The following is a 17,657-nucleotide window of genomic DNA, read 5'->3' on the forward strand; positions in this document are numbered from 1 at the left end:
CGATTCTCGTTGAACTTACCGCGTCCAGTCACTACTCGCTTCCCTTATCAAGGGAGCTTCTTGTTCTCCACCAGCTCCATCACATTTTCGAACTTCATCAGAAGGAGCATTTCTTTCACGACAACGTCATGCATCATTTTGCGGACCGAATTGTTAATAGTCAGCAATTGCTCGAACGAAGCGGGAGGAGGTTTCACCTGACCATTCTCAAGCGTTCCAAGCACATATTGAATTTTCTCCGCTTCGGCGTTCACAATATGAGCCAATGCCATTTCCTCCAGGGCAATCGAGGACAACAGCATATTAATCGACTCCTCTAGCGATACGGTTATTGTCGGCGTTATATTGGGAATGTTGGCTTGAGACATCGCTCATCCCCCCTCTCCAGCTCATTCAATCGCTCTTTCGCTTCCCCGAACGCAGGATACTGCGCAACAGCCAGCAGATACGCAGCCCTAGCGAGCTCTTCCGCGCCCATCTCTTCATAGCAGCGCCCTATATAATATTGAGAATAAAAGCTGCCTGCTCCTCTTTTATTCAAATGAAGATTGCACGAATCCCCTAGCTTCAAGCAATTCCGAAACGTCTCCAGCGCTTCGGCATATCTTTTTCCCATATATAAAATAACGCCTTTATAAAAATGCAAATCCACATAGTCCGGATACAAGGCAATAGCCTTCTCGATCCCCGGCCATGCGCCCGAATAACTGCCCGTTGCCGTCAAAATAGCATATTTCATATGGTAGAACACCGAAGGCGGCAGCTTCCCGCCAGCAAGAAATCGAAGTATTGCCGCGTTCGTATGGCGAAACGCATCCTTGTATTGGCCGACTCGATAGTACTCGCCTGCGATATGATAGTCCATCCACAGATTATCGCCGTTCGATGCTTTCTCCTTCTGCAGCAGCTTCATATTGCGCTCGAATTTGCGTTTCTCAGCGGCCACCTCCTCCAAATATCCGAAATGATACACTCGAATCGGCAGTAGCTTAAGCTCCGATTGACTCAGAACCACCTCCTCAGAAGTTAGCTGCTCATGGATCGCATGAACGAATGAGAAGCCTCGCCGGTTGCGGAATAGCCGGTGGTGCGCAAGCGTATAAACCCGGGATTCATCAGCCTCGCCGTCTCCGTAATAATTGAACAGCTCCAGCAGAAGCACATCCTCCTCCGATTGCTGAACATGCATGCGCAGCTTCTCAGCATCACCCTCGCGCAGCACCTCATCGGCATCCATCCATAATATCCATTGTCCGCTTGCGTCGCGGATACTTTCATTGCGGGCGTCGGCGAAGCTTTCCGTCCACTCCCGTCTAAGCACCTTCGCTCCGTACGAACGGGCGATCTCCATCGTTCGATCGCTAGAGCCCGTATCGACGATAATGATCTCATCTACCGCATGCTGCACGCTATCGAGGCAGCGGCCGAGCCGCTTCTCTTCGTCTCTAACAATCATGCATAAGGACAGCAATCTATCATTCACCCTTGTCTCCCCCTTCCACGCTTATCGTTCTTATTCGGCTGCAGCTTAGGCAGGGTAAGCAGCGGCGCCGCTGCGGCTGCTTCGCGCCGCCGGGCCTCGTTAACAATCGACTGAGCATCCTCATACACGTGGACCGCTGGACTTATGGGTTGGGTTTTTGGAGCGAAAGGAGCTTGAACAGGGGCAGATCGAAATAAATCGAGGGCTGGATATTGCATGCTCTTCACTTGCTCGGACAGCTTAGCGGAATAACGATGTAGACGGTTGCGATTACTCGAATATTGGGGGCTGTTAAGCTTATGTAAATGACCCTGCAGCAAGTCAGATTGCCACGTAATCAGAAAAGAAAATTGTGAAAAAGTATGTATACCCCGTTGGGCTTCCCGATATGTCGCACCTAGAACGCCTCTTCGCCTTCGAAGCTCCATTAGCGACCGGTAAGCCTCTGCCACGGCAAGGAGAGCGGCAAAAAGCTCTTCCAGTGCAGGATAGCTTATGTTGTCAATCGCCTCTCCACTGCTCTCTTCCGGCAGAGCGTCCATTACTCCTCAAGCTCCCAGCAATCGTCCGCCTCATGGAATGCCATCGCATTTTCCAATTTGCGAAGCAAGAGCCACTCCTTCATGACGATGACGTCCATCAGCTTAATAACCTGCTGGCTCACTCTGCATAACGTCTCCTCCGAGGCGTCCATGCTGCTGTGGGTCGATTTGCGGACGAGTGCCTGTACCTTCTCCGCCTCTGCGTTTAGCAGATGGGCAATCGACGTCTCTTCAAGGGCGATAGATTTCAATAGGTCGATAACGACCTGCTCTTTGCTGGGGCGGAACGGCTCATCGGGAATAGTCGGCATGCTCATCTTCGAAACCTCCTTATGGGACATCGGCTGCGTATTTAGTCGTAAGAGCTTTTTTTCCCTTATTAACTATGAGTATTGATTTCTCCAACACTTATGCCATCGAGCACCAAAAACTTAAAGCGATTCGGAGAAAATCATTCATGTTGACTAGCCCCCATGAATAACAATCAGCGTAGACTATAACTTCAATAATGGAGGCGTCTTGCATTGATTACGATTAGCCTGTGCATGATCGTGAAGGATGAAGAAGAGATAATCGGCCGCTGCCTGGATACGGTTGCGGACCTTGTTGACGAGCTTATCATCGTCGATACCGGCTCGACAGACCGTACGCAATCGATCATTGCGCAATATACCGACAAAAAGCATACGTTCGACTGGATAGATGATTTTGGCGCTGCCCGCAATTATGCGTTTGATCAGGCGACCAAAGACTATATTTTGTGGCTGGATGCGGACGATGTGCTGAAGCAAGAGGATCGAGACAAGCTGCGGGCACTTAAGCAATCGCTTGACCCCTCCGTCGATTCGGTCACGATGCTGTACAACCTGAGCGAGGACGAATTCGGCAACGTGACGTTCAGCCTGCGCCGCAATAGGCTCGTCAAGCGGGAGCGGTATTTCCGCTGGATCGGGCAAGTACATGAATATCTTCAAGTGAACGGAAACATTATCAACAGCGATATCGCCGTCACGCACAAAAGCACGAACAACGAACGTGATTCGGACCGCAATTTGAAAATATACGAGAAGCGCGTCGCCGCCGGCGAGCAGCTCTCCCCGCGCGATCTCTATTACTTCGCCAACGAGCTGAAGGAGCATGCCCAATATACGAGGGCGATCCACTACTACGAATCGTTTCTGGCTACGCGCCAGGGTTGGATCGAGGATAATATATCCACTTGCGGCAGGCTGGCCGACTGCTACCACGCGCTCGGCGATTCCCAGGCGGAGCTGGAATCCTCGCTTCGTTCCTTGCAATATGACTCTCCGCGAGCGGAGTTCTGCTGCCGGATCGGTTTCCACTTTCTGAACAACCATAATTACAACAGCGCAATCGTTTGGTACAAAATGGCCACCGAGCTGAAGCTGCCGGACAATCATCTCGGCTTCGTCAATCCCACCTGCTCGACTTGGCTTCCGCACCTTCAGCTAAGCGTTTGCTACGACCGAATCGGCAAGTACGAAATTGCCTGTCAGCACAACGAGCTTGCCCTTCAATACCGTCCCGAGGATTCGCGAATGCTGAGCAACCGCGCTTACTTTCGTACCGTGCTGTCGAAGATGATTGCCGATGCATCAGGAGGCGATGCCGGTGACAATTGACAAGCCGCAAATTTTGATAGGCAGCCCGATTCGCCAGTCGCCCGATATATTAGCCAAGTTCCTGCTTTCCCTGTCACGGCTCGATTACTCGTCATTCGAGCCCACGTTCTATTTCATTGACGATAACGATCAACCCGCGTCTTCCGAGCTGCTGCAATCGTTCGCCGATCGATATGAAGGCTCAATCATAGACAAAGTTACCGGCAGCGAGGATTACATACGCAATGATCTAACCCATTATTGGAACGAGCATCTCATATGGAAGGTCGCCGCGTATAAGGATACGATACTTCGTCACGCGGTGGAGCAAGGCTGCGATGGCGTCTTCCTGATCGACTCCGATCTGTTATTGCATCCTGCGACGGTCGAAAAGCTTTTGGAAGCCGGTGTCGATATCGTATCCGAAATTTTTTGGACGCGTTGGCAGCCGAATGCTGCGCTGCAGCCTCAGGTATGGTTGAAGGACGAATATACACAGTGGGAGCAGCACCGCGGGGAGAAGCTCGAGGATGGGCAAGTTGCCCAGCGGTATCAGGCCTTCATGAACAAGCTGCAGCGTCCGGGACTGTACGAGGTTGGCGGGCTTGGGGCCTGCACGTTCATCAGCAAGCACGCTCTGCAACGTGGTGTCAGCTTCAAGGCGATTCCGAACTTGAGCTTCTGGGGCGAGGATCGCCACTTCTGCATTCGAGCAGCTGCGCTTGGCTTGTCTTTGCATGTCGATACTCATTATCCCGCCTATCATATTTACCGCAGCAGCGATCTTGCAGGCGCGGACGACTTTATCCGGGCGCATATCGAGCCTACGCTGGTTCACGCAACGCCGAGGAATCCTCGCCCTATGCTTACGCTCTCGATGGTCATCCGCAACGAAGCAAGCAGATACCTGCGGCAAGTATTGCAGGCTCATAGCGCTTATATCGGGCAAGCCGTCATTATCGACGACGGCAGTACAGACGAATCGGTAGAAGTCGTTATGGAGGCGCTTCGCGGCATCCCTGTCAGACTCGTTCGCAATCGCCTGTCGCGATTCCGCAATGAGGTGGAGCTGCGCAAGCAGCAATGGGAAGAAACATTGCGCGTCGGTCCGGTATGGATCTTGAATATGGATGCGGATGAGCTGCTCGAAGACCGTTTCGTCCAGGAGCTCGACAGCATGCTGAACCAGCAAGACATCGATTTATTCTGCTTCCGCTTGTACGACTTCTGGAACGAGACGCATTATAGGGACGATGCATATTGGCAATCTCACAACCTCTACCGCCCTTTCCTCCTTCGTTACCGACCGGACTTGGACTATCAGTGGAAGGAAACGCCCCAGCATTGCGGCCGATTTCCCGAGAACGTATTCGAGCTGCCCCATCACCTCTCGCCGGTTCGCGTGAAGCATATGGGCTGGGCCAAAGAATCCCATCGATTGGAGAAGTGGCTGCGATACAAGGAGCTTGATCCGGATGCTGCCTACGGCTGGCCGGAACAGTATGACTCTATCCTTGACCCCGACCCTAATCTCGTCGAATGGTTCGAATGGAACGGAGATTAATTGTCATGTCAGTACTTGGAGAGGAATCATCTGCCATGCGAATTGTACATACGATGCCGCTGCTCATTCGCCCCGAGCACCGGGATAACGATATCCGGATGCTCTATGAATGCTTGCGAAGCCTTCGCGCCTCTCACGATCATCACATTATTTTATACAATCAAGGCTCGCTGTCAGCGAATGAACTGGATGCGCTTATTTTCCGCAGCGGCATATCTGCCGCTCTGATCGGCGATGGCGAGAACATTGGCATTGCTGCTGCGCGCATGGCCTGCTTCCGTTACATCGAGCAGCATTACCCTGCTGTTCCTTACATTTCGGAAATTCACGTCGATATGTTATTCCCTCCCGATTGGTATGCACCGTTGATCCATTGCCTCGAAACGACTGATGAGCCGGTCATTTGTCCCGGCATCCTTACGGCGAGCGGTGAGTTACAGCCATTAGGCCGATATATCGACTTGCCAGGCAATCCGGCCGCCATTATTGAACGGCTACAGCAATTGCCCGGTGAAAATGACGGGCTGAAGCCGGGTTTCGTCCACCCCGTTGTTCACCGTGCCTCCCTGCTTCGCGAGCTCGGCGGCTACGATACCCGGTTTCTTACCGGCAAGCAAGGCTTCGAGGATGACAGTCTCCTGCTCGGTTATTCCTACTACATGGGCCTGCGAACGAATTGGAGGCCGAAGTGCGCACTGAATAGCTGGGTCTACCACGCCACGTTAGGCCAGCGTATGTCGCTTAGCGGCATTCAGCAGGAGTTCGTTCGCAATGAAGAAGGACTGGTACGTCAATACGGATTTTACGGACTGAAGCATTTGGCTGCGATTCATGGCGAGAAGTCGTATTTTCATTCGCTGTATCACAAATACATTCCAAGAACACGGGAGGGATAGCTAGTGACAGGCGGAATCGGCTGGACGGAACAGAAGAAAGTGTGGGATCGCATTTGGTCGGGCGGCGTTTCCTACAAGTGGGACCCGCTAAGCCAAACGATATATGAACAGCTTCGCCGCTCATTCGGCGATATAGAAGGGAAACAGATCGTCGAGGCCGGCTCAGGAACGGGTAAAATTTCGCTTCGGTTAGCGCAAGAAGGAGCGCTCGTCACCTTGATCGATTACTCCGACTTGGCGCTTGCGAATAGCCGCGAAGCGTTCTATGAGCAAGAAGCGGCGGCAACTTTCCTGCTCGCGGACATCAGAAGCAGCGGACTGCAATCCGCAAGCTACGATCTCGTATGGAATGCAGGCGTGCTGGAGCACTTCGAGCTTGATGAGCAAGTTAACATCTTGAAGGAGATGGCGAGAATTACGAAACCAGGCGGTATCGTGCTCGTCATGACTCCGAATGCCCACTGCCTTCCCTACAGAGTAGGCAAGGCCCATGCAGAATCGATGGGAACGTGGATGTACGGGGCCGAGCATCCGGTCGACAGCCTGCTCGCGGCATTCGAGCTCAGCGGAATAACGGCTATTGAAGAGACGCATACCGGCTTCGTTGACAGCTTAGCATTCCTCGATTTCATTCCTGGCACAAGCGCCGTGAAGGAAGCACTCCGCCTATGGTATGAAGCGCTCGAACCTTCGGAGCAGCCTTATTTCCCTGGTTATCTTCGTGTAACGATCGGTACGGTAGAGTCCAAGCAGGAGCAGGCAGCGCCTGCAGACCTTGTAGAGTTGGAGGCGAATGCCGCCTCCTTCAATGAAGCGGCTGAGGATGCGGATGAATACGGCAGCTTCGGCCCGAATATCGAAATCTCGTCAGCAGACAACGAGATTACCGCTACCTTGAACGAGCTGTCCGGCATCGGCCTCTCGCCTACGCTTATTCATTCCATGAAGCGGCTCATTCAAGTTCAACAGCTGCTCACCGACTATCATAGCGACAACGGCAATCCGCATTACTTGTCTGCCTACCGCGATGCGGAGGCTTCCTATTGGCTTCCGCTGCTTCCAACGCTCGATCGGCTGCTTCAACAAGGGCAAGCCGGCAATGGCCCTACAGCCGACAAGCCCAAAGTGCTCGATGTCGGAGCGGCTTATGGCACGCTTCTGCTCTACAGCTCCCTATCCGGCGCCGACTGCTACGGCGTTGATATGACCGATCGCTATTGGCCGCCCCGCCTCAGTGACGATTACGGGATTAAGTGGGCTTCCTGCAACATCGAAGCGGAAGAAATTCCGGGCTCCCAGCCGTTCGACGTGATTCTGTTCACGGAAGTGCTGGAGCATATGAACTACAATCCGATTCCGGTATTCGAGAAATTCCGCGCGCGTCTGCGTGAAGGCGGCAGCCTTCTGCTCTCGACACCGTGGAAGCGGCATTTTGCGCCTAATCATCCCTCGCCCGATTTGTTCCAGCTGCCCTACTACGAGCCCGGTAATTCGTTCATCGATGCGGAGATCAAATATTACTCTATCGACGAGCTGTATGCCCTTGCGGAAACGACGTTTTTCGACGTGCAATCGATTCAAGTATTCAACGGTCATCTGCTTGGCTGGTTCGTGAAGCGCTAAACGAAATCGAGGTCGCCATATGTTCAGCTGCCAATCTTGCCATTGGACGCTTACGCATATGGCTTTTTCTTTCCTTCTTGGCACGTATTGGCACGTCGGATAGCGCCCGCAATCGTTAAAGGTTTGTTACAATAAGGTGACATCCGCAACCATTCGGGTTAAAATACGGTCTAATCTATTTGAGAGGTTAACCTTATTATTGCAGTTACGTTCATCCGTTCTTCTTCGCTAACCACACACAAAAGAGGTGAACGCATACATATGAACGATATCGCTTTGGATTCGAGAACGGGCGTCAGTACCGATATGACGCGCCGCAAGAAGAGAAATGGCAGGGCATTGATTCTATTTGCCTGCTTATGGCTCGTCCTTATTTCCTCCGGTATTTACGGGGCCAAGTGGTACACTGACCGTATCCAGCAAAATATTAGCGAGAGCCTAGAGCAGCAAACCGCCAGCCAGATTACGGCGATGCAGCAAACGTACGAGGCGCGCATGAAAGAGCTGGAGACCAACTATACAGCCGATATTGCCGATTTAGGGGCAAAAGTCGATGCTCTGAACGAGCTTCTGACCTTCACGAAGGATAACGCCGATTCGAAGACGGATAACAGCAACAAGCTGTACACGCAACTGAATGAAGTGAAGAAACAGCTGAACGAACTGCAAAAAAGCTTGGAAGTGCTCAAATGATTATTACGAACCTGACCGTAAAAAGATTTAACCGAACCGCCCTGCTCGCCGTTGCGCCGTTCCTCGGCATCATGCTGTGGCTGCTCTTGTCCGACATGGTTGTATCGTTGTCTGCTGCTGCTTTCCCTGAAGCTATAACCGAGCAGCAGCCGCTGGATTCTGCGAAGGTGCTGGAAACATCAGCCGGACTGGACAGCGCTCATCTCATTGCAGGCGAGACACGGCAATCGATTCAGAAGCAGCTAAAGCTCTACAACCAGACGAATGCGGAGATGGCGAAAATCTCATCCCTTGCCGCTTCGAATGCGATGAAGCCGCTTCTCGTTTACGATCGCAACATTACGAGCAAGCTCGGCAAGCCTGCTTCCACGATTGAATCGGACAAGCTCCGCGCTCAGCTCTTCTACATGAAAGCGGAGAACTTCAAGTACTATGCGCTGAAGGTGCAGTTGAAGTCGGACGATGCGATGACGATGGCGCTTGGCAAGGACAGCCTCGGCTCATCCGAGACGACGCTTGCCGCCGTCAATCGGCATAAGGCCGTCGCCGGCGTGAATGCGGGCGGATTCGCCGACGGCGGCGGCAAACGCTATCCGCTGAGCACGACCATCGTAGACGGCGAATATACGGGCGGATTCGAAGCGACCTACGCGGATCTGTTCTTCGTCGGACTGAATGACCAGAACGAGCTGATCGGCGGTAAGTTTACGAACCAAGGGCAGCTCGATGCGAAGAAGCCGAAATTCGGCGCTTCGTTCGTCCCCGTTCTGCTGCGGAACGGCTCGCCGACGACGATTCCGACGAAGTGGCAGACAAGCCCGAAGCGCGCTCCCCGCACTGTCGTGGCCAACTACAAGGACGACCAGCTTCTGTTCCTCGTCGTGGACGGCTACAACGAATCGGGCAGCTCCGGCGCGACACTCGGCGAGCTGCAGCTATTGCTTCAGCGGTTCGGCGCCGTTGACGGCTACAATCTCGACGGAGGCGGCTCCTCCTCGCTCGTATTTAACGGCCGCGTCATTAACAACCCGTCGGACGGACAGCTTCGCCGGCTTCCGACGCACTTCCTGTTCTTCAAATAATCGCGAAAAAAAGTTCAGCCACACGGGGCTGAACTTTTTCTATATGTGAATATACTATCCATATATGACATGGAACGATTGATTGACACCACTAACCTGCCTGAAGAAAGGAGGCTGTATAGATGGGCATAGGCAGTAAATGGTATCGCAAGTCGCTGCTCACGGTCGCCGGCATTCCTGCCGTAGAGAAGCTGTCCATACGTTATGGACGCAAGCTGGCAGGCAAATTCATCGCCGGAGATACGCTTGCGGAGGCGCTCGAGGAAGCGGAGACGCTGAACCAGATTGGCATTATGGTTACGCTCGACCATCTCGGCGAAGGCATTAAACAGCTTAGCGAAGCATCAGCCTATAAGGAGCAGTACGTGAAGCTGCTCGACGGCATAGCGGAGCGCAAAGTCGACGCCAACGTCTCGCTGAAGCCGACCCAGATGGGACTCGCAATTGATCAAGGCGCCTGCTTGTCCAATATTCGCGATGTCGTGAAGCGCGCAAGGCATCATCGCAATTTTGTACGGATCGATATGGAGGATTCGCCCCATACGCAGGCGACGATCGATATCGTACGGAGACTCCATAAGGAAGGACTGACGAATGTCGGCACCGTGCTGCAAGCCTACTTATTCCGAACCGAGCAGGATGCGGCTGATATGATCCGCGAGAACGTCAATCTCCGCCTCGTTAAGGGCGCCTACAAGGAAAGTGAAACCGTCGCCTATCAGCAGCTGAACGACGTTCGCGGCCAGCTCAAGAAGCTCGCTCAGCTTCACTTTGATCAAGGCGTCTATACGGCCATCGCTTCGCATGATGACCATATCATCGACTGGGTGAAGCAATACGCAAGCGAACACAGCATCGCCAAAGACCGGTTCGAATTCCAAATGCTTTACGGCCTTCGCTCGGGCAAGCAAGCTCAGCTCGCCAATGAAGGTTATCGGATTCGCTGCTACGTCCCCTATGGAGTCATGTGGTACCCGTACTATACGCGCCGTCTGGCCGAGAAACCCGCCAACCTGATGCTCGTGCTAAGGAATATGTTCAAGTAGCTTCTGGCATTAAACGGAATGATCAAGCTCCAGACTGGTGCAAGCGCAAATAGTGAGTTAAAATTCACTAGTTATGAGGCCGGACTCACTTATTTCAGCACCTGTTAGCGCTATTCGCAAAAATAGTGAGGCAAACCTCATTGCTCGTGAACTTAGCTTCATGAGCAGTGAGATTTGCCTCACTAAATCAGACGAGCAGATGAATATGTCAAAAAATAATGAGAAAACCCTCACTATTCTATGAGGTGCCTCATAACGGAAACAAAAAAGAAGGAGCAGCGCCGGTCCAGCGCTGCTCCTTCCTGTTTGCGAACGATTCGTTCTATTCGCCGCCCATGAATACGTAACGGTAAATAACGAGAACCGCCAATACCCACATGAGCCAGTGAACGTTGTATTTGCCTTTTTTCGCAAGATTGCCAACGGTAGCAAGCACGACATACGTTACGATACCGAACGAGATGCCGTTAGCGATGCTGTAAGTGAAAGGCATGAACGCGATGATGAAGAACGCTGGAATGCCGTATACGAGATCCGAGAAGTCGATCTCCTTCACGGATTGCATCATCAGCACGCCGACGATAATAAGAGCCGCTGCCGTTGCCGCGCCAGGAATAAGGGCTACGATCGGCGACAGGAAGATGGCAAGCAAGAAGCAGATACCTGTCGTTACCGCAGTCAGACCTGTGCGTCCGCCTTGCGCTACGCCTGCGGAGCTCTCGATGAACGCCGTTACTGTGCTTGTGCCGAGCACCGCGCCGCCGCTTACGCCGATGGCGTCAACGAACATCGCTTTACCGACTTTTTTCTTGCCTTCTTCCGGATTTTTCATGAAGCCGGCACGGTTAGCCGTACCGACAAGCGTTCCGAACGTATCGAACAATTCAACGAACGTGAACGTCAGGATAACCGTTACAAGACCAACCTCGAACACCCCTGCGAAGTCGAAGTGCCAGAAGTTCAATGTGCCGAAGTCAGGTACCCATGTTTTGTCCGTAAACACTTCTTTTACGTCCACCTGACCAGAGATAATACCGATTACCGTCGTGCCCAAGATACCCCATAGGATAGCTCCTGGTAAGCGAAGCACCATCAAAATACCGATTAGAAGCAGAGCCACGACCGTCAACACAACCGTGCCGTCCGTAAAGCTGCCAAGCCCCATAACCGTTTCGTTGCCAGTGACAGGCGTGAATGCGCCTGCTTTAATATCCGTGAAGCTCGATACCGCGATTGTCATCAGACCGCTGTTTTTCAGGCCGACAACCGTAATAAACAAGCCGATACCGACCGTAATCGCATGCTTCAAGCTGTCTGGTACTGCCGTAATAAGCATCTGACGAATTTGCGTTACCGTCAGGATGATGAATATAATACCGGAAATAAAGACAGCCGTTAGCCCCATTGCCGGTGAAATAGGCTCATCCGTTGCCGCCGAAGCGATAACGACGGATGCGAAATACGCATTAAGGCCCATACCTGGAGCAAGCGCTACCGGGAAGTTGACGAACAGACCCATTGCAATCGTGAAAATACCGGCCGCAAGCGCCGTAGCAAGAAATACTGCAGTCCAGTCAAGTCCTGTCGGCGTGAGTATGATTGGATTGACGGCCAATATGTATGCCATCGTCATGAAAGTCGTCAGCCCCGCCATAATCTCTGTCCTGACATTTGTCCCGTGTTCCTTTAAGCGAAAGAAACGTTCCATTTTGATCAATAACCTCCCAAAATTGTGGTGGAACAAACAAAGAAGCCTAGCGACAATGTGATTACCACATTTTCCTAGGCTCTGCAAAAACGGAAAAAGTATACACGCCGGACCGTGGCGCGCTTCTTCCCATTTTCGTAGCCAGGTCATTTACGGTGACCGAGTAGAGACTCTCAAGCCGATTCTTGAGATTATACGAAAAATATGCTGTTGTTTTCCGTCTCCAATTTTAGAAGTGAGAACGGATTTTGTCAATGCTATTTGGCGAATAATGTTTGCTGCAATAGTTGCCAATATTCGCGATTACAGCGTTTCCAAACGAAGTAAGCAAGTCCTTTGACCTAATATTTGAACTATTTTCCATAACTATGCCAAGACTATCTGCTATTATTCGCCTGAAGCTATCCCGCGCCCGATGAAATCGAATTTGTTAATGTTGAACAGGAAGCCCTCACCTCCGGTGAACACGAAGTAGATATCGTTCGGACCAACCGGCGTTTCCGTAAAGTCGGCCGATACGTCCACCCACTTCTGCCAATCGCCCGTTACCGGAACTTTCATCTCTGCGATCAGCTTGCCGTCCGGCGAACCGACCCGCATCCCGATCGTACCGCCCGAACCTGCCGACGATACGCGCGCCTTCACGCCGGTCATGTTAATGAGATTCATATCGGTGAACGCCAGCCACGATCCGTTCTCGATGAAGCCGATATTGCTGCCTCCGCCCTCGTCCTGCGTCAATTCAGCCTTCGGCGCATCGCTCTTCTCGTTGTAATATTCCGCTTGGCGATCCGTAGACAACAGCTTGATGGATACGGCGCTAGTCAGCGGAGCGGCTTCTGCAGTACCGTTATCCGTATACGTCGCAGTAAGCAGCAGGAACGTATTCTCGATATTGGTGTCGCTCTTCACCGATACGAACGAGCCTTTGCAGCCGCTTTGGGTTGGACTTGGATGGGCGTGCTCGTCATGACCGAGCGCTGGCGTCACCATGACCTTCGAGCAATCGATGCTGCCATCGTCCGCATCCGTCACCCTCACTTCATAATCAATCATATCTCCCCAAGCGAACAGTCCTTGCGCTGCCGGAGAGACGAACTCAATCGCTGGCGCCCGGTTGCCGACCGTAATAGGAATAATGAGCGACGCCGCATTGTCACGGGCGTCGATAACCGTTACTTTGGCCGAGTAGTTGCCGTTGCTCTCGTACGTATAGCTCGGATTCGGTTCTTTGGAATCGTTCTGTCCGTCGCCGTTGAAGTCCCACTCGTAGCGCATCTCGCCTCCTTCAAGATCGGTCGTGCCCTCGGTGCTGAACGATACCGCAAGCGGAGCAAGTCCGTTCGTCGCGCTGGCGACCGCTTGAACGGCCGGAGGCTGATCGCCTGCTGCCCCGCTGTAGACGATGCGGGAGATTTTGCCGTCGATCGAGCCGCTTGCGAATTCCGACACATACAGACTGCCGTCCGGTCCGATCTTGGCGTAGATCGGGTGATCGAAGTTAATGTTCGGAAGGAACGGATTGACCTGCATCAGGTTGCCCTGGTCGTCGAACTTGATTTCCTTGAACCATTCGCGGGAGAAGTCAAATGCGATGAGCGAGCCGTCCAAGTAGCGCGGCATGCGGAACGGATTCGTATGATCCGGTTCATATTTGTACACGCCGGCAACGGCTGCCGTACGGCCTGTGCCGTCCGTAATGCCCGGGAACTTCTCGCTTGGACCGTAAGGGTAGTAGACCATTGCTCCAACCGCCGGAGGCAACTGCTTCGCCCCCGTATTATTCGGCGAGTCGTTGACGATCGCCGCGCAATCCTGCGCCTTGCCCGCTACGCGCATCAAGAAATTGTACGTGCGGTAAGCCTCGTTATCGCCAGAGCAGAACGGCCAGCCGTAGTTGCCCGCTTCCGTCGCCCGGTTGATCTCATCGTAGCCGACCGGACCGCGCAGCACGTTCGGCGCTCCTGCATCCGGACCTACGTCGCCCCAATAGAGTGCGTTGTCGTATGGACTGAAGCCCATACGATACGGGTTGCGGACGCCCATCACATAGATCTCCGGCTTACCTGATCCATCCGTGAACAGATTCCCTTCCGGAATCGAATACGTGCCGTCGCTCTCGGGCTTGATACGCAATATTTTGCCCCTTAGATCGTTCGTATTGCCGGAAGTGCCTCTCGCATCCCAGGCTGATCTGCCATTCCGCTCATCTGTCGGCGCATAACCGTCTGATTCGAACGGATTGGCGTTGTCGCCCGTCGACAGATACAGATTGCCGTCAGGCCCGAATTCCAGGTTGCCTCCATGATGGCAGCATTCTTTGCGCTGGGTAGGCACGCGCAGCATGACCTTCTCCGTCGTTAAGTCTACTTCATCGCCCTTCACCTCGAACCTTGACAGCACATCCTCCTCAGCCGCGCCGGTCGGCGAATAAAACAAGTAAATCCAGTTATTCTTGCCGAACTCCGGATCAAGCGCCATACCGAGCAGCCCTTGCTCATTGCCTTCAACGATCGGCAGTTTGGCGGATAACGTCGTAATGCCGGTCTCTGGATCGTTTACCTTAACGCTTCCGCCAATCTCAATGAAAAAGATGCGCCCGTCAGGCGCGAAGTCAAGCCCGATCGGAGCGCTCAAGCCGGTCATCAGCTCCTGCTTCTGGTAATTGGCCGAGCTGTATACGGTTGCGGCGCAATCGCCTTCCGCCGCGCCGGCCGCCCAGGAAATTCCGCCCAATAGATGCTGCAGAAACGGCTCGCTCATATAGCTTTCTTTCGTATGCCCAAGCCCGGTATACCAGGAGCGGCCTCCGTCATAGTTTTGACACCACGCAACGGGGTGGTCATATCCCATTTTGCCGCCTTCGTACGTGCTCTCGTCGACCGTCATTAACACATGGACAGCACCGCGGGGATTAGCCATGAAATTGTACCATTCGTCGGTATGCGTCCATTTGGCAGCTAACGAGGCCGTCGAAGGATGCGCGCGATCCGCGGTTTGCAGCTCCGCCGATACGACGGCTGGATGATCGACGAACATGCCGCCCACAAGATCCATATACCATTGCCAGGAATGGAGCGTATCCGAAGCGGAATGGACGCCGACATAACCTTTGCCCGCTTGAATATATCGCTCGAACGCCTCCATCTGCTGGAAGCCCAATATTTCTCCCGTCGTGTTCAAGAAGACGACTGCCGCGTAAGGATCAAGGCCCTCATCGGTGAACACGGACGTATCCTCGGTCGCATCCACCTCGAAGCCGTTCTGCTCGCCTAGAACACGAATAGCCGCAATCCCTTCTTCTATAGCGACATGCCGAAAGCCATCCGTCTTGCTCAAGACGAGAACCCGATAGTGATCGGGATCGCTCTCATTCTTGTCCTTCGTCAAAAACAAGTAAGTGAATAGCGCGGCTAAAGCGACGACGCTTATCGCCACGTATATTAAGGTCGACCTACTGTTACCTTTGCTGGCCATCATGCAGCGTAATCTCTCCCTTGCCCGGCAATAGAGCCGATAACTTGTAATTGAATCGGATTTGCGCATCTCAACGCCGTACGGCGTGAATGACAAACCTGGCATTGTCGTAATCATAGGAGCAGGTCGATAGGGTCAAAATCTTGTCGTCTGCCGTCAGCTTCACATTAGACGGATGAAGCGACCGCTTCTGAATGTCGCCCAAAAACGACTGAAACTGTTCGTCCGAATCAAACTCTGTCCGAATATAATCGAAGGATGGATCGGCTACATAAGCGGAGAAGACAACCCACTCTTCGTCCCCCGTCAACAATTCGAAATCAATCGTCTTCAATCGATCGAACGTCCACCAGCTTTCGTAGTTTTGCAGCTTCCCGAACATCGTGCCGTCTTTCATGTAATGTCCGTAAACAATCGTATTGCGGTTATCGCCGCCTGCGTCATTGCGGTAATCCATAAAGATGCTGCCGGCCTTGTTCTTGCCGCCTTCCGCGTCATGCTTCAAATAAAAGGCGTTGTCCTCCCCTTGCACGACCGGGTAATCGATTGGAGTTCCTTCGATGCGCACCCAGCCTACAATGTCCTTGTTCGTTTCCTGCAGTGCCGCAATCTTCGGATTGATTATGGGCTCCTCCGGTTCGTCAGCCAATGTTCCGGCAGTTGTCCCTGCTGGCTCGGGAAGCTGCTCCTCCAGCGGCTCGGCATAGGCGCTCCGGAAATCCGCGTACACCTTCTTGTTTTTGTAGCCGTCCATGTAATAGTCCGCGATCCGGATGCTCGCAAACAAAAAGACAATAGCGCCGACAACGAGCAGCGCTTGCCGTATTCTCGTCTCCCACCAAGCGTTCATCGCATTCACTCCGTTCCCCGTTCGTGAGCCCGCTATGCCCTCTAACAGGAACGTCCCTTCGCCATCGTTATGACAAAGGGACATCCTCATTGGCTTGCTTATGTTAAATCAGTCATTCGTTATTAGGATTGCTTAGCGAATTTTTTTCTCGACAGAACCATGAGCATAGCAGCTCCAGCCGCAAGCACTACATAGAGCATGACGCCTGAATCGCCAGTCTTCGGATTGGCTTCCGCCGCCGGTGCCGCCGCGCCGTCTGCCGATTCGAACTGAACGTTGCGCACGTTGAGGTCGCCGCTGACGAATACCACGAACAAGTCTTGCGTTCCCGTCACGCCGGAAACCGGTGCTTCGAACCACTGGTAAGCCTGCCAGTCGCCTGTCGACTTATATTCTATCGTTGCGATCGGCGTGCCTGTCGGCGCACCTGTATATACCTCGATCGTGCCGCTTTCTGACGGTGTGGCTACCTCGATCTTCACTTTGGAGGCGCCAGCATCGCCGAATTGAACCTCGCCGTATTTGGCATAGTTGCCTGCTACGATATAACCGATATTTTTGTTTTCGTTGTCCTCAATGCGGGGACCATTGCCGTCGGAAAATTTGCCGGAGTCGCTGTTCAGCTCCGTGTTAGCGGAAGTTGCGATCGGGCTGTAAGGATCGATAGCGGCGAAAGCAATCGCAGAATTTAATACGAACAACACGAGAACCAGAATCATAACCGAATACCTTTTTTTCATGGAAAACACTCCTCGTCATTTTAGATGATTGACTTCATATCGTTCTGTCTACCCATCCTGGCAAGTGTGCGACCCCTGAGTGGATCGGCCGTTCCCCCCTTCACCTCCAACAAAATGGAAGTGCTTTCATAACTTAATATTGCATTTTTAACCAAAAATCGTTTTTCATAGGAATCATACGATTTCTTCAAAAAATCCAATATAAGACAAAATTAAATTTTCGAGTGTAATGCAATACTGTAGACCTATAAACGACCGTTTTGCATGAGGAAGAATACAAAAAAGCCCCTGCCGAGAAGCTCAGGCAAGGGCTTGCGATTTCCATATGGAT

15 protein-coding genes and 1 riboswitch are annotated in these 17,657 nt (G+C 52.7%); of the genes, 7 read left to right on the top strand and 8 right to left on the bottom strand.

What is annotated here, in order from left to right:
• Positions 1–47: 47 nt before the first annotated feature.
• Genes AC0YN0_RS28265 through AC0YN0_RS28280 form a run of 4 tightly spaced genes read right to left on the bottom strand, consistent with a single transcriptional unit; the run spans position 48 to position 2,342 of the window.
• Positions 48–368, bottom strand: coding sequence for an alpha-helical endospore appendage domain-containing protein (locus tag AC0YN0_RS28265; RefSeq protein WP_475824286.1), 321 nt, complete (start codon positions 366–368; stop codon positions 48–50).
• On the bottom strand, positions 341–1,483 hold the full coding sequence (locus AC0YN0_RS28270) for a glycosyltransferase family 2 protein (RefSeq protein WP_475824287.1): 1,143 nt from the start codon (positions 1,481–1,483) through the stop codon (positions 341–343). Before AC0YN0_RS28270 ends, AC0YN0_RS28265 begins: the two co-directional genes overlap by 28 nt.
• On the bottom strand, positions 1,480–2,025 hold the full coding sequence (locus AC0YN0_RS28275) for a hypothetical protein (RefSeq protein WP_475824288.1): 546 nt from the start codon (positions 2,023–2,025) through the stop codon (positions 1,480–1,482). The genes AC0YN0_RS28270 and AC0YN0_RS28275 overlap by 4 nt, the downstream gene beginning before the upstream one ends.
• Positions 2,025–2,342 (bottom strand): alpha-helical endospore appendage domain-containing protein, encoded by a 318-nt coding sequence (locus AC0YN0_RS28280; RefSeq protein WP_475824289.1) that lies wholly within the window; start codon positions 2,340–2,342, stop codon positions 2,025–2,027. The genes AC0YN0_RS28275 and AC0YN0_RS28280 overlap by 1 nt, the downstream gene beginning before the upstream one ends.
• 207 nt (positions 2,343–2,549) lie before the next feature.
• Between AC0YN0_RS28280 and AC0YN0_RS28285 the strand changes: the two genes are divergently transcribed.
• From AC0YN0_RS28285 to AC0YN0_RS28315, 7 genes are all read left to right on the top strand, one after another.
• Positions 2,550–3,668: a tetratricopeptide repeat-containing glycosyltransferase family 2 protein gene (locus tag AC0YN0_RS28285; RefSeq protein ID WP_475824290.1), complete on the top strand. Its 1,119-nt coding sequence runs from the start codon at positions 2,550–2,552 to the stop codon at positions 3,666–3,668.
• On the top strand, positions 3,652–5,211 hold the full coding sequence (locus AC0YN0_RS28290) for a glycosyltransferase (RefSeq protein WP_475824291.1): 1,560 nt from the start codon (positions 3,652–3,654) through the stop codon (positions 5,209–5,211). Before AC0YN0_RS28285 ends, AC0YN0_RS28290 begins: the two co-directional genes overlap by 17 nt.
• Before the next feature lie 5 nt (positions 5,212–5,216).
• A complete protein-coding gene (locus tag AC0YN0_RS28295; protein WP_475824292.1) occupies positions 5,217–6,107 on the top strand; it encodes a glycosyltransferase family 2 protein in 891 nt (296 codons plus the stop codon).
• 3 nt (positions 6,108–6,110) lie between these two features.
• On the top strand, positions 6,111–7,730 hold the full coding sequence (locus AC0YN0_RS28300; RefSeq protein ID WP_475824293.1) for a class I SAM-dependent methyltransferase: 1,620 nt from the start codon (positions 6,111–6,113) through the stop codon (positions 7,728–7,730).
• Between the two features lie 261 nt (positions 7,731–7,991).
• The gene (locus AC0YN0_RS28305) at positions 7,992–8,423 is read left to right on the top strand and encodes a hypothetical protein (RefSeq protein WP_337103671.1); all 432 of its coding nucleotides are present in this window, start codon (positions 7,992–7,994) and stop codon (positions 8,421–8,423) included.
• Positions 8,420–9,505, top strand: coding sequence for a phosphodiester glycosidase family protein (locus tag AC0YN0_RS28310; protein ID WP_475824294.1), 1,086 nt, complete (start codon positions 8,420–8,422; stop codon positions 9,503–9,505). The genes AC0YN0_RS28305 and AC0YN0_RS28310 overlap by 4 nt, the downstream gene beginning before the upstream one ends.
• A 122-nt stretch (positions 9,506–9,627) precedes the next feature.
• Positions 9,628–10,551 carry a proline dehydrogenase family protein gene (locus AC0YN0_RS28315; protein WP_475824295.1) on the top strand — a complete coding sequence of 308 codons (924 nt, stop codon included), beginning with the start codon at positions 9,628–9,630 and terminating at the stop codon, positions 10,549–10,551.
• Between the two features lie 322 nt (positions 10,552–10,873).
• Here the strand turns inward: AC0YN0_RS28315 and AC0YN0_RS28320 are convergent, their stop codons facing one another.
• The 4 genes from AC0YN0_RS28320 to AC0YN0_RS28335 all read right to left on the bottom strand — a co-directional run bounded on the left by AC0YN0_RS28320 (position 10,874) and on the right by AC0YN0_RS28335 (position 17,326).
• The gene (locus tag AC0YN0_RS28320) at positions 10,874–12,259 is read right to left on the bottom strand and encodes an NCS2 family permease (protein WP_475824296.1); all 1,386 of its coding nucleotides are present in this window, start codon (positions 12,257–12,259) and stop codon (positions 10,874–10,876) included.
• A gap of 118 nt (positions 12,260–12,377) precedes the next feature.
• Positions 12,378–12,478, bottom strand: a riboswitch (purine riboswitch).
• A 168-nt stretch (positions 12,479–12,646) separates the two neighbouring features.
• Complete coding sequence (locus AC0YN0_RS28325; protein WP_475824297.1) at positions 12,647–15,739, bottom strand: ThuA domain-containing protein; 3,093 nt, start codon at positions 15,737–15,739, stop codon at positions 12,647–12,649.
• A gap of 67 nt (positions 15,740–15,806) precedes the next feature.
• Positions 15,807–16,586: a class B sortase gene (gene srtB / locus AC0YN0_RS28330; protein WP_475824298.1), complete on the bottom strand. Its 780-nt coding sequence runs from the start codon at positions 16,584–16,586 to the stop codon at positions 15,807–15,809.
• Between the two features lie 122 nt (positions 16,587–16,708).
• Positions 16,709–17,326 (bottom strand): carbohydrate-binding protein, encoded by a 618-nt coding sequence (locus AC0YN0_RS28335; RefSeq protein WP_475824299.1) that lies wholly within the window; start codon positions 17,324–17,326, stop codon positions 16,709–16,711.
• Positions 17,327–17,657 lie beyond the last annotated feature (331 nt).

This window comes from Paenibacillus sp. J22P218 (assembly GCF_056269195.1).

Coding starts and splice junctions, on each gene's coding strand:
- AC0YN0_RS28265 (WP_475824286.1), bottom strand. CDS start 368: ATGTCTCAAGCCAACATTCCCAATATAACGCCGACAATAACCGTATCG.
- AC0YN0_RS28275 (WP_475824288.1), bottom strand. CDS start 2,025: ATGGACGCTCTGCCGGAAGAGAGCAGTGGAGAGGCGATTGACAACATA.
- AC0YN0_RS28280 (WP_475824289.1), bottom strand. CDS start 2,342: ATGAGCATGCCGACTATTCCCGATGAGCCGTTCCGCCCCAGCAAAGAG.
- AC0YN0_RS28290 (WP_475824291.1), top strand. CDS start 3,652: ATGCCGGTGACAATTGACAAGCCGCAAATTTTGATAGGCAGCCCGATT.
- AC0YN0_RS28295 (WP_475824292.1), top strand. CDS start 5,217: ATGTCAGTACTTGGAGAGGAATCATCTGCCATGCGAATTGTACATACG.
- AC0YN0_RS28305 (WP_337103671.1), top strand. CDS start 7,992: ATGAACGATATCGCTTTGGATTCGAGAACGGGCGTCAGTACCGATATG.
- AC0YN0_RS28310 (WP_475824294.1), top strand. CDS start 8,420: ATGATTATTACGAACCTGACCGTAAAAAGATTTAACCGAACCGCCCTG.
- AC0YN0_RS28315 (WP_475824295.1), top strand. CDS start 9,628: ATGGGCATAGGCAGTAAATGGTATCGCAAGTCGCTGCTCACGGTCGCC.
- AC0YN0_RS28320 (WP_475824296.1), bottom strand. CDS start 12,259: ATGGAACGTTTCTTTCGCTTAAAGGAACACGGGACAAATGTCAGGACA.
- AC0YN0_RS28325 (WP_475824297.1), bottom strand. CDS start 15,739: ATGATGGCCAGCAAAGGTAACAGTAGGTCGACCTTAATATACGTGGCG.
- srtB (WP_475824298.1), bottom strand. CDS start 16,586: ATGAACGCTTGGTGGGAGACGAGAATACGGCAAGCGCTGCTCGTTGTC.
- AC0YN0_RS28335 (WP_475824299.1), bottom strand. CDS start 17,326: ATGAAAAAAAGGTATTCGGTTATGATTCTGGTTCTCGTGTTGTTCGTA.